The sequence below is a fragment of the Streptomyces sp. NRRL S-1813 genome, from assembly GCF_000719605.1.
Classification (GTDB): Bacteria; Actinomycetota; Actinomycetes; order Streptomycetales; family Streptomycetaceae; genus Streptomyces; species Streptomyces decoyicus.
Map to the genome: position 1 here is coordinate 337,377 of NZ_JOHB01000001.1, position 13,937 is coordinate 351,313.

The window sequence follows — 13,937 nt, forward strand, 5'->3', positions numbered from 1 at the left end:
GCCGTTCACCACCCCTCCACGGGAGGGGTGGTGGGGGCCGGCGGGGGCAGCCAGGGGTGCTGCACGGCCGCCCAGGTCAGCGCCGCCAGGGCGAGCAGCGCCAGCAGCCAGCCGAGGCGGCGCACCAGCCTGCGGTGCGCCAGGAGACGGCGGCCGCGGGCGGTGGCCCGTTCGGCGAGATCGGGCGGGACGAGCGGATGCGGCCCGGCCAGCATCCGCCGCACCTCGGCCTCCTTGCGGTCGGGGAGGCTCATGGGGCCGCCGGTTTGGGCGCGGAGTCCTGGGCCGGGCCGGATTCCGGTGCCGGGCCGGATTCCGGTGCCGGCGCGGGACGGCGTGCCGCGGAGGGCTCCGGCCCGGGGCGGCGGCTGCGCATCTCCGCGACCGCGCGCAGGCACAGGGCGTGCACCCGCTCGGCGGGCAGGCCGAGTTGGGCCGCGGTCTGCTCCTCGGCCACGCCCTCGTACAGCCGTAGGACGAGCACCAGACGCTCCTGCGGGGACAGCCGGTCCAGAAGCCCGCCGCGTGGCCGGCGGTGGCGCCAGGCGGTGCGCGCGATGGGGGCACCGCCCTGCTCCTTAAGAGCTTGGGGGAGGGCGGACATCTCCCGGCGGGTGCGCTCGTACGGATCGTCACCGCGCAGCCGGTCCCAGACGGCGTACGTCCGCGAGAGCGCGCAGGTCAGCAACTCTTCGGCGGCCGGCGCGGGCCCGGAGGCGGGCTCGCCGGTCAGCAGGGTGGCGGTGTGCAGCAGCCGGCCCGCCGCGCCCGCCACGAACAGCCTGAACTCCCGGGCGTGGCGGCGCTCCTGCGCCGGTCGCCGCTCTCGCACCGCGCCTCCCGGATGACGGACACCCGACCCTGGGCTCCTCATAGCACGGCAGCGCGGCCACCTGGTCAAGAGGCGTGACGGGGGCGGCAGTCCGCGGGGTGCGGGAGAGGCGTGACGGGTACGGCGGCCCGTGGTCACGGGGCCGGGGGCGCGGCGGCAGGCATGCGGTGACGGGGCGCGACGGGTGCGGCGGCAGGCATGCGGTCACGGCGCGTACGGGTGCGGCGGCCCGCCGGCCTGCGGTCGTCCCGCGTCCGTCGGCTTGCGGTCGGCCCGCGTCCGCCGGGTCAGTTCTTCCGGCGCGCGGGCGTCGGGGCCTCGGATTCGTCGGCAGTCGGGACGCCGGACCTGCCGGCAGTCAGGACGCCGGACCCACCGGAGTCAGCGACGCGGTGATGTCGGCGAGGGAGGCGTTGAAGCGCGTCAGCAGCGTGGTGAACGCCGTGCGCTCCTCCTCGGACCACTGCTCGGTCACCAGGGCCATCAGCGCGCGGCGGGACGTGCGCACCTCCTCCAGGCGGGCGCGGCCGCGCTCGGAGAGCTGGAGCACCACGGCCCGGCCGTCCTCCGGGTGGGTGGCGCGGCTGACCAGACCGGAGTCGACCAGCGGGGCGACCTGCCGGGTGACCGTCGAGGAGTCGATGCCCATACCGGCGGCCAGGGCCTTGACGCCCATCGGGCCTTCCTGGTCCAGGCGGTTGAGCAGCAGGTAGGCCGCGCGGTCCATGGAATTGCGCGCCTGCCCGACGCCGCCGAGCCGGCTCTGTTCTGCGCGGCGGGCGAAGACGGCCACTTGGTGTTGCAGCGCGTCGAGGAGAGCGGGGTCGGTGTGGGTCGTCATGTCCGAAGAGGTGGGCATGGCCGGGAGCTCGCTTCGATGGAAGTGCGTATGGATGGGAGGACAGCGTACGCGGACCCGGCGCGGAGCGTACCTGGGCTGTCCATTCCGATAACGCCCCGTAACCCCCGTGCGGCCGTACGGGGACTCCGCCGCCAACGCCGCCGCCGCGCCGCCGTCCGCCGCTTCCGACGCGGCCCTGATCGCCATTCGGGCAGAAAAGGCCCCGCGGTGGGCGAACTGCAAGACTGGCGATATGGCCGACCACACGCCGCGTACGCCGCACGGAACCTCCGCCTCCGCACACTCCGCCGAGGGTCCGGTCGCCGCGATTACGGTCGATGACGTGCGCGCGGCGCACAAGATGCTCTCCGGTGTCTCCCGGGCCACCGCGATGGAGGGCAGCCGCTATCTGTCCGGGCTGGTCGGCGCGCCCGTTCACCTCAAGTGCGAGAACCTCCAGCGCACCGGCTCCTTCAAGATCCGTGGCGCCTACGTACGGATCGCGGGGCTGTCGGCGCAGGAGCGGGCGGCGGGTGTGGTGGCCGCCAGCGCCGGCAACCACGCGCAGGGCGTGGCGCTCGCGGCGTCGCTGCTGGGGGTGCGGTCGACGGTGTTCATGCCGGTCGGCGCCCCGTTGCCCAAGGTCGCCGCGACCCGCGAATACGGCGCAGAAGTACGGCTGCACGGCCAGGTGGTGGACGAGACGCTGGCCGCCGCCCAGGACTACGCGCGAGAGACCGGCGCGGTCTTCATCCACCCCTTCGACCACCCCGACATCATCGCCGGTCAGGGCACCGTCGGCCTGGAGATCCTCGAACAGTGCCCCGAGGTGCGGACCATCGTCATCGGGATCGGCGGCGGCGGGCTCGCCGCGGGGGTCGCGCTCGCGGTCAAGGCGCTGCGGCCGGACGTGAAGATCGTCGGGGTGCAGGCGGCGGGGGCGGCCTGCTACCCGCCGTCGCTGGCGGCCGGGCGTCCGGTGGCGATCGAGGGGCTCTCGACGATGGCGGACGGCATCAAGGTCGGGCGGCCCGGCGAGGTGACCTTCGGGATGGTCGAGCAGCTGGTGGACGAGGTCCGTACGGTCACCGAGGACAAGCTCTCCAGTGCGCTGCTGCTGTGTCTGGAGCGGGCGAAGCTGGTGGTGGAGCCGGCCGGGGCGAGCCCGGTGGCGGCGCTGCTCGCCGAACCGGAGTCCTTCGAGGGGCCGGTGGTCGCGGTGCTGTCCGGCGGCAATGTCGACCCGCTGCTGTTGCAGCGCATCCTGCGGCACGGCATGGCCGCCGGCGGGCGCTATCTCTCGCTGCGGCTGCGGCTGACGGACCGGCCGGGGGCGCTGGCGACGCTGCTCGGGGTGCTGTCGGAGGCCGATGCCAACGTGCTCGACGTCGGCCATGTGCGGACGGATCCGCAGCTCGGGCTGACCGAGGTCGAGGTGGAGCTGCATCTGGAGACGCAGGGGCCGGCGCACTGCAACGACGTGCGCGCGGCGCTGCACGAGGCGGGCTACGCCGTCGCGGAGTGAGCCCGTGTACGGCAGCGGCGGCGGCAGTGGGCGGGCGCGGCGTGCGGCCGCGGCACGGCTACCGCCCAGGGGATTTGCCGTAAATCGATAGGGCCCAAGGGCGCTGCGGGTATACCGTGGCGCCCTCCCCACACCCGCCGGCGAACGACTGTTCCCCTTCCGTTCGTGCGCGGAAAATCGAATTTTGTATCGCGATGTATCGCGTTCCGCCGTAGTATCGCCGCTGCGGGGGGCCGAGGAGTCGTGGCGTTCCGTTGCGGACAAATGCCCGCAGGGCAGGCATAAGCCGCCGACCGTAATATTCGACCTGGAACTGACCCAAGCCATGGGAGTACCCATATGCCAGGCGCCATTTACGCCGAAGGTCTGGTGAAGACCTTCGGCGACGTGAGGGCACTGGACGGCGTCGATCTCGACGTTCCCGAAGGAACCGTCCTCGGAATGCTCGGCCCCAACGGTGCCGGCAAGACCACTGCGGTACGGGTCCTGACGACCCTGCTCCGGCCCGACCGCGGCAAGGCGGTGGTCGCCGGGATCGATGTCCTCGCGCACCCCGACGAAGTGCGGCGCTCGATAGGCCTCTCCGGCCAATTCGCCGCCGTGGACGAGTACTTGACCGGCCGCGAGAACCTGATGATGGTCGGCCAGCTCTACCAGATGAGCGGGCGCGACGCCAAGCGGCGGGCCGCCGAACTGCTGGAACGCTTCCATCTCGGCGACGCCGCCGACCGCACCGCCAAGACCTACTCCGGCGGTATGCGCCGCCGGCTCGACCTCGCGGCCGCACTCGTCGTCAGCCCGCCCGTGATGTTCATGGACGAGCCGACCACCGGCCTGGACCCGCGCAACCGCCAGGGGCTGTGGGAGGTCATCCAGGAGCTGGTCGCGGGCGGTACGACCCTGCTGCTCACCACGCAGTATCTGGAGGAGGCCGACCGTCTGGCCCACGACATCTGCGTCGTCGACCACGGCAAGGTCATCGCCCGCGGCACCTCCGACCAGCTCAAGGCGCGTACCGGCGGCGAGCGCGTCGAGGTCGTGGTGCATTCCCCCGACCACCTCTCCGTCGCCGACGAGGTCCTGCGCGGCTTCGGCAAGGGCGAGGGCACGGTCGAACCGCACATCCGCAAGCTCACGATCCCCGTCACGGGCGGCGCCAAGCTGCTCGCCGAGGTCATCCGTGAACTGGACGTCCGCGGGGTGGAGATCGACGACATCGGGCTGCGCCGCCCGACCCTCGACGATGTGTTCATCTCGCTGACCGGGCACGCCGCGGAGGCCGCGGAGGAGAACGGCGCGGGCGGCAAGGGCGCCGTCGGCCGGCAGAAGAAGGGCGGCAAGGGCGCCGCGGGCGCCGCGCCGGGCAAGACGCCGGCGGCCGGAGCGGTCGACGCGGACGCGAGCGCGACGACCGACAAGGAGGGCGTGAAGTGACCACGGTGACCGAAGCGGCCGGCGACGCCCGCACCCGCACCCCGCAGCCACGGGGCGGCCTCAGCAGATCCGTACGCGACTCGCTGGTCGTCGCCAAGCGCAATCTGATCCGGATGCTGCGGATCCCCGAGGTGGTGATCTTCGGGCTGATCCAGCCGATCATGTTCGTGGTGCTGTTCACGTACGTCTTCGGCGGGTCGATCAACATCCCCGGCGCCCCGGTGGGCGACGCCCAGGCCTACCGCGAGTTCCTGATGGCCGGGATCTTCGCGCAGACCGTCACCTTCGCCACGGCGGGTGCCGGCGCGGGTATCGCCGACGACATGCACAAGGGCCTCATCGACCGCTTCCGGTCGCTGCCGATGTCCCGCGGTGCGGTGCTCACCGGCCGTACCCTCGCCGACCTCGTACAGACCGCGCTGACCTTGGTGGTGCTGGCGGTCGTTGCGCTGCTGATCGGCTGGCGTACCCACGAGAGCCTTGCCGAGGTGCTGTCCGGCTTCGCGCTGCTGCTCCTGCTGGGCTACGCCTTCTCCTGGATCGGCGCGCTCATCGGCCTGACGGTGCGTACGCCCGAGGCGGCCACGTCGGGCGGCCTGATCTGGCTCTTCCCGCTGACCTTCATCTCGAATGCGTTCGTTCCGGTCAACGGCATGCCGGCGTTCCTCCAGCACGTCGCGGAGTGGAACCCGTTCAGCGCGACGGTGGCCGCGGCCCGGGAGCTGTTCGGCAACACCATCGACCGGGCGCCGACGTCGGTGACCGGTGCCTGGCCGATGGAACACCCGGTGCTGGCCTCGGTGATCTGGTCCGTCCTGATCATCGCGGTCTTCCGGACGCTGGCCGTCCGCAAATACCGGTCGGCCGCGGCCTGAGCGGCGTACGGCCTCGGCGGCCGCGGCCTGAGCCGCGTACGGCCTCGGCGGCCTGGCGCCGCAGACAGCGCGAAGCGGCCCGGAGCGTCATGCTCCGGGCCGCTTCGGCGTCGAGGGAAGCCTCGGGACTCAGCCCGTGTACGGCTTCGCGTCGAGGATCTTCACGGCCGCCTTCTTGCCATTGGGGAGCTCGTACTCCGCCTCGGCGCCGACCTTCTTGCCGTTCACGCCGGTGCCCAGCGGCGACTGGGGGGAGTAGGTCTCGATGTCCGAGCTCGCGTACTCCCGGGAGGCCAGCAGGAACGACAGCGTGTCGTCCGGGTCCCCGTCGAACGCGATGGTGACCACCATGCCGGGAGCCACGACGCCGGTGGCGGCGGGGGCCTCGCCGACCTTCGCGGTCTGGAGCAGCTGGGTGAGCTGGCGGACGCGCAGCTCCTGCTTGCCCTGCTCTTCCTTGGCCGCGTGGTACCCGGCGTTCTCCTTCAGGTCACCTTCCTCGCGGGCCGCCGCGATCTTCTCGGTGATCTCGGCGCGTGCGGGACCAGACAGGTGCTCCAGCTCGGCCTTGAGCTGGTCATACGCCTCCTGGGTAAGCCAGGTGACGTTTTCGCTGGTCTGGGTCACAGGTGCTCCTCGTCGGTACTGGGGATAAATCAAACGCCCTACCAGGAAGGTTTGCGCCTTCACGGGTGGGCGAAACCACGAGCCTAACAATTCCGGCACAAAACGGGGAAGAGGAAATTCGCAGCGGCCGCCCAGCAACGCATCATCGCTGATCAGAGACGGTCGCGACACGCGCAGCGGCCGGGCGCGGGGCCGGCGGGCGTGGCGCGGGCGCGGGGCGGGGCGGGCGCGGGGCGGGCCGTACGGGGCGCCGTGGGCCCGCGTGCCGGGCCTGTGGGCGCTGCCGCGCAGGTCAGCCGTTGCCCGCGGGCGTACAGCCGACGAGCACGGCATTGGTCGCCCGTTTCGTCGTACGCACCGTGACTTCGGTGTCCACCTGGTCCGAGCGCTGGTCGACGGTGACGTCCTTGCGGCCGACCTCCGAGCCGTCCTCGGCCTGTGAGCGGAGCGTGCACACGCCCTTGTCGTCGGTGTCCTTGACGACCTCGAGATGGACCTTGACGGCGTGGTCGGAGACCGCGTCCCAGGTGATCACGCGGCCGCTGAGGTCCTGCCCCGTGATGTACGAGATGCCGGACCAGCCGATCACGCCCAGCAGGGCGGCGCCGAGCACCGCACCAATGATCTTGAGCTTACGGTCCGCACGCTCATCCGCGGAGCGGCCGTAGCGTCCGTCGGGGAGCCCTTCGCGCACCGCGGTCATGATCCATCCTCCTGGTTGGGGGACCTGAGTCACGAACCCCCCGGGGGTCCCCGCCCCAGGGAATACAGCGCCCCCTCGCTTCGGTCACTATAGGAGGCATCTTCTCCGGCCCTTTACTGAGGATCGAGTCTTGACTGAGCAGCTGCGATTGATGGCGGTCCACGCCCACCCCGACGACGAGTCGAGCAAGGGTGCGGCCACGATGGCCAAGTACGTGTCCGAGGGGGTGGACGTGCTGGTCGCCACCTGCACAGGCGGTGAGCGAGGTTCCATCCTCAACCCCAAACTCCAGGGGGACCCGTATATCGAGGAGCACATCCACGAAGTACGGAAGAAGGAGATGGACGAGGCCCGGGAGATCCTGGGCGTGAAGCAGGAGTGGCTGGGCTTTGTCGACTCCGGGCTGCCCGAGGGCGACCCGCTGCCGCCGCTGCCCGACAGCTGCTTCGCGTTGCAGGACGTCGACGAGGCGGCCGGGCGGCTGGTCAAGCTGATCCGGGAGTTCAAGCCGCAGGTCGTCACGACCTACGACGAGAACGGCGGCTATCCGCACCCGGACCACATCATGACCCACAAGATCACGATGGTGGCCTTCGATGCGGCCGGCGACCCGGAGAAGTACCCGGAGGCCGGCGAGCCCTGGCAGCCCCAGAAGCTCTACTACAACCAGGGCTTCAACCGGCCGCGCACGGTCGCGCTGCACGAGGCGCTGCTGGAGCGCGGCATGGATTCGCCCTACGGCGAGTGGCTGGAGCGCTGGAAGCAGTTCGAGCGGCGCGAGCGCACGCTGACCACGTATGTCCCGTGCGCCGACTTCTTCGAAATCCGTGACAAGGCGCTGATCGCCCACGCCACTCAGATCGACCCCGACGGTGGTTGGTTCCGGGTGCCGATGGACATCCAGCGCGAGGTCTGGCCGACGGAAGAGTACGAGCTCGCGAAGTCGCTCGTGGACACTTCCCTCCCCGAGGACGACCTCTTCGCGGGCATCCGCAACAATTGAGCCCATGATGAGCGCGACCAGCACCCTCGCCCTGACGCACTTCGTCACCCTTGCCGACAGCTTCGACAAGGACAAAGTGACCCCCGGCGTCCTCGGCTTCATCGTCTTCGCGGTCATCGGCGGCGCCGTGTGGCTGCTGATGAAGTCCATGAACAAGCAGATGAAGAAGGTGGACTTCGAGGAGCAGCCGGAGGACGGCGAGGCGGGCACCACCGCCTCCGCCGCCGCCGCGCAGGCACCCGAGCCGAAGACCAGCTGAGGACCGGCCGAGGGCCGGGCCTGCCGGTCCCTGAAGACCGGGTGACGGTCGACGGCCGGCCGATGGACACGGCCGGCTGACCGGCCCGGCGGCTCGTCGGCCCGAGCGGCCGGCGGGCCGGGCCCGATCCGCCACCCCGGGCACCGCCGCGGCACCGGCGGGGCACCGGCGGGGTGGTGAACCCGGCGCGCCTCGCGCACACCGTGCACACCGCGGTGCCGTGGCCCGGCGCTCCGCCGTGCCGGGGCGTCACTCCGTGGCGGTCGGCGTGACCTGTACCCCCATGACCTCGCGGGCATGGCGGTTGGGCACCATGCCGAGCCGCCATGCCTGCCACCCCGTCTCCGGCTCCACCCCGCGGTCCAGCAGCAGCGCGAACGCCTCCGCACAGTCCTCCAGCTTGGAATCGCGGGACGCGTGCTTCTCGCGGATCAGCTGCGCCAGCTCCTCCTGGGCGACGGCCGCGCCCACCACGGACCCGCCCGGCGAGGCGAGCGGCAGCAGCGTGCAGCGGAGGAAACGCGCCCAGTCCTCGCCGCGCCGGTCGCCGTAGCCGGCAAACAGGCGCGCCGCTTCGTCGGCCAGCTCCAGTGCCTGGGCCGGCCGGCCGTTGCCGGCGTCGATGATCAGCAGCTCCAGGCAGGACCACGCTTCCCCGTGCGGAACCCCTATGCGCTGGAAGTCCTTACGGGCGTCCTGGAGCAGCTGCCGGGCGAAGCCGCTGTTGCGCAGCGAGCCGGTCTGCTCCGCCCGCAGATCGCGGGTCACCCGGCCCGAGTGATGCCGGGCGCAGGCCAGGCCGTAGCCGTCCTGCATCCGGCTGAACATCGTCCGCGACCGCTCCAGCTGCCGCAGCGCCGCATCGTGTTCGCCGCGCTCCTCCAGCGCCTGGCCCAGGTAGTACATCGTCCAGGCCTCACCGCGGGCGTCTTCGTGCTGGTGGTGCAGCGGCAGCGCCTGGCGCAGCTGGTCCACCGCCGGCCCCGGCTCACCGTCCACCAGCCGGGCGCGCGCCAGCTGTGTCATCGCCCAGGCCTCACCGCGCTCGTCGTGCGTACGGCCGTAGAGCTCCATCGCCGCATGCAGTGCGCGCTCCGCCGCCGGTACGTCGCCCCTCCGCAGATGCACCTGGCCGAGCTGGAAGTGCGCCCAGGCCTGGCCGTGGATGCTCTCGCTCTCCTCGTGGAGCGCCAGCGCCTCCCGCAGCATGGTGAGGGCATCGGCGATCTGCGCGCGGTCGCGCTCCACCGCCGCCAGGGCGTGCAGCGTCCAGGCCCGGTCGCCGTGCATGTCCGGTGCGGACTGAAGCTCCAGTGCCTCACGGAGCTTGGCCGCGGCCTCCACGAGATTGCCCTGCTGCTGGAGCGTGATGCCCAGATCGCGCAGCGCACGGGCGGCGCCCGCCGGATGCTGCGCCTCGAAATACAGATCGACCACCGACGACAGCGTCGTCCGCGCCTTGTCCAGCTCGCCCAGCTGCCGGGCCGCCACACCCGTACGCCACTGCACCGAACGGACCAGCAGCCCCTGCCCGACGGCCCGGGTCAGCTCGCTCAGCTCGCCCAGGCGGTAGAGGTCACCGCGCAGCAGGCAGTAGTCGGCCAGCGCGCCCAGCAGATGTGAGACGGCGGCCTGGTCCACGCCCTGGTCGGCGTGGCGCAGCGCGGCCGTGATGAAGCTGGTCTCGTCGTCCAGCCATTGCAGGGCCGCGTCCAGGGAGGTGAAGCCATGGGAGCCGAAGCGGTCGGCGCGGGTGGACGTACGGCCGTCGACCAGCCGGATCACCGAGTCGGCCAGCTCCGCATAGGCGCGGATCAGCCGCTCCTGGGCCGCGCCGCGCTCGCCCGGCTCCTCCTCGTCCATCAAGCGGTCGTGCGCGAAGCTGTGCACGAGGGCGTGCAGGCGGTAGCGCTCGCCGCGCACATGCTCGATCAGCCCCGCCCGGGCCAGCGTCGTCAGCTGCCGCTCCGCCTCCGCCTGCTCGACACCCAGCAGCGCCGCCGAGGCCGCCGCCCCCAGGCTCGCCCGGCCCACCAGCGCCAGCCGGCGCAGCAGCCGCCGGGCCGTCTCCGACTGGTCGGCGTAGCGCAGCGACAGCGCACGCTGCACGGGCGGCACCGGGCCGTAGGCCGCCAGGTCCGTGGCCAGTGCGGTGGCGCTGCGTGAGCCGAGTGAGGAGCCCGCCACCCGCAGCGCCAGGGGCAGGCCCGCGCACAGCTCGGAGATCTCCTCGACGGCCTGTGAGTCGTACGGGCCGGAGGCGTCCGGGACTTCACCGCCGGACGCGGTGGCGGCGCGCAGCAGCTCTTCGGTGCCCGCGGCGTCCAGCGCTCCCACCGGCAGCTGATGCACCCATGCGTCGATGTCCCCGGGCAGCTCCAGAGGCGTACGGGAGGTGACCAGCACCAGGCTGTCGGACCGCTCCGGAACGAGAGTGCGCACCTGCTCCGGGTCCGCGGCGTCATCCAGCAGCACCGTCACCGGAAGGCCCGTCAGATGCTGGTGGTAGAGATCGGTGAGCCGTTTGACGTGCTGTTCCTGGGACGGACGCTCGCGGAACAGCAGCTGCTCGCGCGGTGCGCCCAGCCGGTTGAGCAGATGCAGCAGCGCGTCCCGGGTCGGCAGCGGCACCTCACCGGGCGTGTCACTGCGCAGATCCACCACACACGCGCCACGGAACTGATCGCGCAGCTGATGGGTGGCCCGCACCGCCAGCGCCGTACGCCCCGAGCCCGGCTCGCCGTGCAGTATCACCACCGTCGGCTTGGTCTCCGTGCTCGCACGGGCCGCATGCACCCACTGGGCGATCTGCGTCAGCTCCGTCCGCCGGCCCGCGAACGGTCCGTCAGGACGCGGAAGTTGGGAGAAGGAGTGCTCCAGCAGGGACCGCTGCCGGGCCGCCGCGCTGCGGTCCGCGCCGCGCAGCTGCGGTCCGCGGCCGGCCTTCGAGGCGGCGGGCTGGGATGCCGCACCGCCGCCGCGGGCCGCCGCCGTCAGCATCCGCTGCTGGTCGAGGAACGGCCGGATGCCGCGCACCTCCAGCGCCGTCAGCCACTGGAGCCGCAGCTGCTGCGCGCCGCCGGGCCGGCCGAGTCTCCCGGCCTCCCGGTGCGCCGCCGGCCAGTGACCCGCGGTCAGCTTCAGGACCGTGGCCGCCGCGCCCGCCACCATCGCGGCGGCCCCCACACCCACCGCCGCGCCCGCGCCCGTGCCGTACGCGAGGTCCGTGCCGAAGGCGGCCACCGCCGCCACGGCCGTCGCCATCGCGGGAGTGCCCAGCTCCTTGCGCGACAGCCGCCTCGACAGCGACGGCTGCTCGGCGGCGGCCTCGTCCAGCACGCGGACATACGCGGTGTACTCCTCGGCGGCGCTGCCCGCCAGATCCTCCAGCACCGACCGCGCCCGGCTGAGCAGCGTGTCCCCGTCGAGCCGGCCGCCCGAGCGCCGCACCTCTTCCTCGACGGCTCTGGTCAACAGTGCTTCCGCTTCCGCCCGGTGGTCGTCGCGGAGCACAGCCAGTGAGCCCGGCATGCCCATCCCCCTCCAGCAGTTCCAGCAATCTCCGGCGGTGATCGTCGCCGTACGCACAGTGTTCCGCGTCCGCACGGATTCCGGCAGGCCTGTGGATAACTCCCTCCGCTCCCCGCTCCCCGCGCCTCATTGGGAGAGGATGGACCCATGCCGAACCGCCTGGCCCATGAGACTTCCCCCTATCTGCTCCAGCACGCCGACAACCCGGTCGACTGGTGGCCGTGGTCGGCCGACGCGTTCGAGGAAGCGCGGCGGCGCGGTGTGCCGGTGCTGCTCAGCGTCGGCTACAGCTCGTGCCACTGGTGTCATGTGATGGCGCACGAAAGCTTCGAGGACCCGGCCACCGCCGCGCTGGTCAACGACCACTTCGTGGCCGTCAAGGTCGACCGCGAGGAGCGTCCCGACGTCGACGCCGTCTACATGGAGGCCGTGCAGGCCGCCACCGGACAGGGCGGCTGGCCGATGACCGTCTTTCTGACCCCCGAGGCCGAGCCCTTCTACTTCGGTACGTACTTCCCGCCCGAGCCACGGCACGGCATGCCGTCGTTCGGGCAGATCCTCGAAGGGGTGCGCAACGCCTGGACCGACCGCCGCGACGAGGTGGGCGAGGTCGCCGGCCGGATCGTCGCCGACCTGGCCGGCCGGTCCCTGACCGAGTCGCTGCCCGCAGACCGGCGGCCGCCGCGCCCCGAGGAGCTGCACGGCGCCCTGATGGCCCTGACCCGCGAATTCGACGCCGTGCAGGGCGGATTCGGCGGCGCACCCAAGTTCCCGCCGTCCATGGTGCTGGAATTCCTGCTCCGCCACCACGCCCGCACCGGCTCCGAAGGAGCCCTGGAAATGGTGCAGGCGACCTGTGCGGCGATGGCCCGTGGTGGCATCTACGACCAGCTCGGCGGCGGTTTCGCGCGCTACGCGGTGGACGCCACCTGGACCGTGCCGCACTTCGAGAAGATGCTCTACGACAACGCCCTGCTGTGCCGGACCTACGCCCATCTGTGGCGGTCCACCGGCTCGGACCTGGCGCGCCGGATCGCCGTCGAGACCGCCGACTTCATGGTCCGCGAACTCCGCACCGACCAGGGCGGTTTCGCCTCCGCGCTGGACGCGGACAGCGACGACGGCTCGGGCACCGGCAGACATGTCGAGGGCGCCTACTACGTCTGGACGCCCGAGCAGCTGCGCGCCGTACTGGGCGAGAAGGACGCGGAGTTCGCCGCCGCCTGCTTCGGCGTCACCGAGGAGGGCACCTTCGAGGAGGGTGCCTCCGTCCTCCAACTCCCGGACCCCGAAGGGCCGGTGGACGCCGGGCGGCTGGCCTCCGTCAAACAGCGGCTGCTCGCCGCGCGGGAGGAGCGGCCGCGCCCCGGGCGGGACGACAAGGTCGTCGCCTCCTGGAACGGACTGGCCATCGCCGCGCTCGCCGAGACCGGCGCCTACTTCGACCGGCCGGACCTGATCCAGGCCGCCACCGACGCCGCCGACCTGCTGGTCCGCGTCCACATGGACTGGCAGGCCCGGCTGCACCGCACCTCCCGCGACGGCGCCCCCGGCGCCAACTCCGGTGTCCTGGAGGACTACGCCGATGTCGCGGAGGGCTTCCTCACCCTGGCCTCGGTCACGGGGGAGGGCGTCTGGGTGGAGTTCGCGGGCTTCTACCTGGACACCGTGCTGCTCCAGTTCACCACCGAGGACGGCGCGCTCTACGACACCGCGGCCGACGCCGAGGCGCTGATCCGCCGCCCCCAGGACCCGACCGACAATGCGACGCCCTCCGGATGGACCGCGGCGGCCGGTGCCCTGCTGTCGTACGCGGCGCTGACCGGCAGCGCTCTCCACCGGGACGCCGCGGAGCGGGCCCTGGGCATCGTCACCGCACTCGGCGGCCGGGCCCCGCGCTTCATCGGATGGGGGCTGGCCGTCGCCGAGGCGGCGCTGGACGGTCCGCGCGAGATCGCCGTCGTCGGGCCGCAGGGGGATCCGGCCACCGTCGCGCTGCACCGCGCTGCACTGCTCGCCACCGCCCCGGGGGCGGCCGTCGCGCTGGGCGGCCCCGGGGCCGACGAGGTACCGCTCCTCAAGGACCGCCCGCTGGTCGACGGCAAACCGGCCGCCTACGTCTGCCGCCACTTCACCTGCGAGCGGCCGACGACGGACCCGGAGGAGCTGACGGAGCGGCTCCAGGGGTAGCGGCTCCAGGGGTAGTGGCTCCGGGGCCGGCGGGCTACAGGGCCGGCGGGCTCCGGGACCCCCGGCCCCTGGGGCCCCCGCCACAAGAGCCGTCCCCGAGTCCGCCCAGCCGTAAGT

12 protein-coding genes are annotated in these 13,937 nt (G+C 72.3%); 6 read left to right on the forward strand and 6 right to left on the reverse strand.

Annotated features, from left to right (window positions below; genetic code table 11):
• Positions 1 to 5 precede the first annotated feature (5 nt).
• From IF67_RS44595 to IF67_RS0101595, 3 genes are all read right to left on the reverse strand, one after another.
• Positions 6 to 254 carry a hypothetical protein gene (locus IF67_RS44595; RefSeq protein WP_030981368.1) on the reverse strand — a complete coding sequence of 83 codons (249 nt, stop codon included), beginning with the start codon at positions 252 to 254 and terminating at the stop codon, positions 6 to 8.
• Positions 251 to 832, reverse strand: coding sequence for a sigma factor-like helix-turn-helix DNA-binding protein (locus IF67_RS0101590; RefSeq protein WP_030981369.1), 582 nt, complete (start codon positions 830 to 832; stop codon positions 251 to 253). Before IF67_RS0101590 ends, IF67_RS44595 begins: the two co-directional genes overlap by 4 nt.
• Positions 833 to 1,190: 358 nt before the next feature.
• On the reverse strand, positions 1,191 to 1,691 hold the full coding sequence (locus IF67_RS0101595) for a MarR family winged helix-turn-helix transcriptional regulator (RefSeq protein ID WP_030981370.1): 501 nt from the start codon (positions 1,689 to 1,691) through the stop codon (positions 1,191 to 1,193).
• Positions 1,692 to 1,926: 235 nt separating this feature from the next.
• Here IF67_RS0101595 and ilvA point away from each other — a divergent pair, with 235 nt between their 5' ends.
• The 3 genes from ilvA to IF67_RS0101610 all read left to right on the forward strand — a co-directional run bounded on the left by ilvA (position 1,927) and on the right by IF67_RS0101610 (position 5,507).
• Positions 1,927 to 3,198: a threonine ammonia-lyase gene (ilvA, locus tag IF67_RS0101600; protein ID WP_030981371.1), complete on the forward strand. Its 1,272-nt coding sequence runs from the start codon at positions 1,927 to 1,929 to the stop codon at positions 3,196 to 3,198.
• A gap of 339 nt (positions 3,199 to 3,537) precedes the next feature.
• Entirely contained in the window at positions 3,538 to 4,632 is a 1,095-nt protein-coding gene (locus IF67_RS0101605; protein WP_030981372.1) for a daunorubicin resistance protein DrrA family ABC transporter ATP-binding protein, read from the forward strand.
• Positions 4,629 to 5,507, forward strand: coding sequence for an ABC transporter permease (locus IF67_RS0101610; RefSeq protein ID WP_420708586.1), 879 nt, complete (start codon positions 4,629 to 4,631; stop codon positions 5,505 to 5,507). The genes IF67_RS0101605 and IF67_RS0101610 overlap by 4 nt, the downstream gene beginning before the upstream one ends.
• Positions 5,508 to 5,636: 129 nt before the next feature.
• On the opposite strand, the gene greA is transcribed toward IF67_RS0101610, so the two are convergent.
• Both greA and IF67_RS0101620 read right to left on the reverse strand, forming a co-directional pair.
• Positions 5,637 to 6,134: a transcription elongation factor GreA gene (gene greA, locus IF67_RS0101615; protein WP_030088184.1), complete on the reverse strand. Its 498-nt coding sequence runs from the start codon at positions 6,132 to 6,134 to the stop codon at positions 5,637 to 5,639.
• Positions 6,135 to 6,426: 292 nt separating this feature from the next.
• Positions 6,427 to 6,837, reverse strand: a complete 411-nt coding sequence (locus IF67_RS0101620; protein ID WP_030981374.1) for a DUF4307 domain-containing protein — start codon at positions 6,835 to 6,837, stop codon at positions 6,427 to 6,429.
• Between the two features lie 130 nt (positions 6,838 to 6,967).
• Between IF67_RS0101620 and mca the strand changes: the two genes are divergently transcribed.
• Together mca and IF67_RS0101630 are read left to right on the forward strand one after the other, a co-directional pair.
• Positions 6,968 to 7,840, forward strand: coding sequence for a mycothiol conjugate amidase Mca (mca, locus tag IF67_RS0101625; protein ID WP_030981375.1), 873 nt, complete (start codon positions 6,968 to 6,970; stop codon positions 7,838 to 7,840).
• A gap of 4 nt (positions 7,841 to 7,844) precedes the next feature.
• Positions 7,845 to 8,099 (forward strand): membrane protein, encoded by a 255-nt coding sequence (locus tag IF67_RS0101630; RefSeq protein ID WP_030981376.1) that lies wholly within the window; start codon positions 7,845 to 7,847, stop codon positions 8,097 to 8,099.
• 249 nt (positions 8,100 to 8,348) lie between these two features.
• On the opposite strand, the gene IF67_RS0101635 is transcribed toward IF67_RS0101630, so the two are convergent.
• Complete coding sequence (locus IF67_RS0101635) at positions 8,349 to 11,630, reverse strand: tetratricopeptide repeat protein (RefSeq protein ID WP_030981377.1); 3,282 nt, start codon at positions 11,628 to 11,630, stop codon at positions 8,349 to 8,351.
• Positions 11,631 to 11,777: 147 nt separating this feature from the next.
• Here IF67_RS0101635 and IF67_RS0101640 point away from each other — a divergent pair, with 147 nt between their 5' ends.
• Positions 11,778 to 13,820: a thioredoxin domain-containing protein gene (locus tag IF67_RS0101640; RefSeq protein WP_030981378.1), complete on the forward strand. Its 2,043-nt coding sequence runs from the start codon at positions 11,778 to 11,780 to the stop codon at positions 13,818 to 13,820.
• The last annotated feature ends 117 nt before the right edge of the window (positions 13,821 to 13,937 follow it).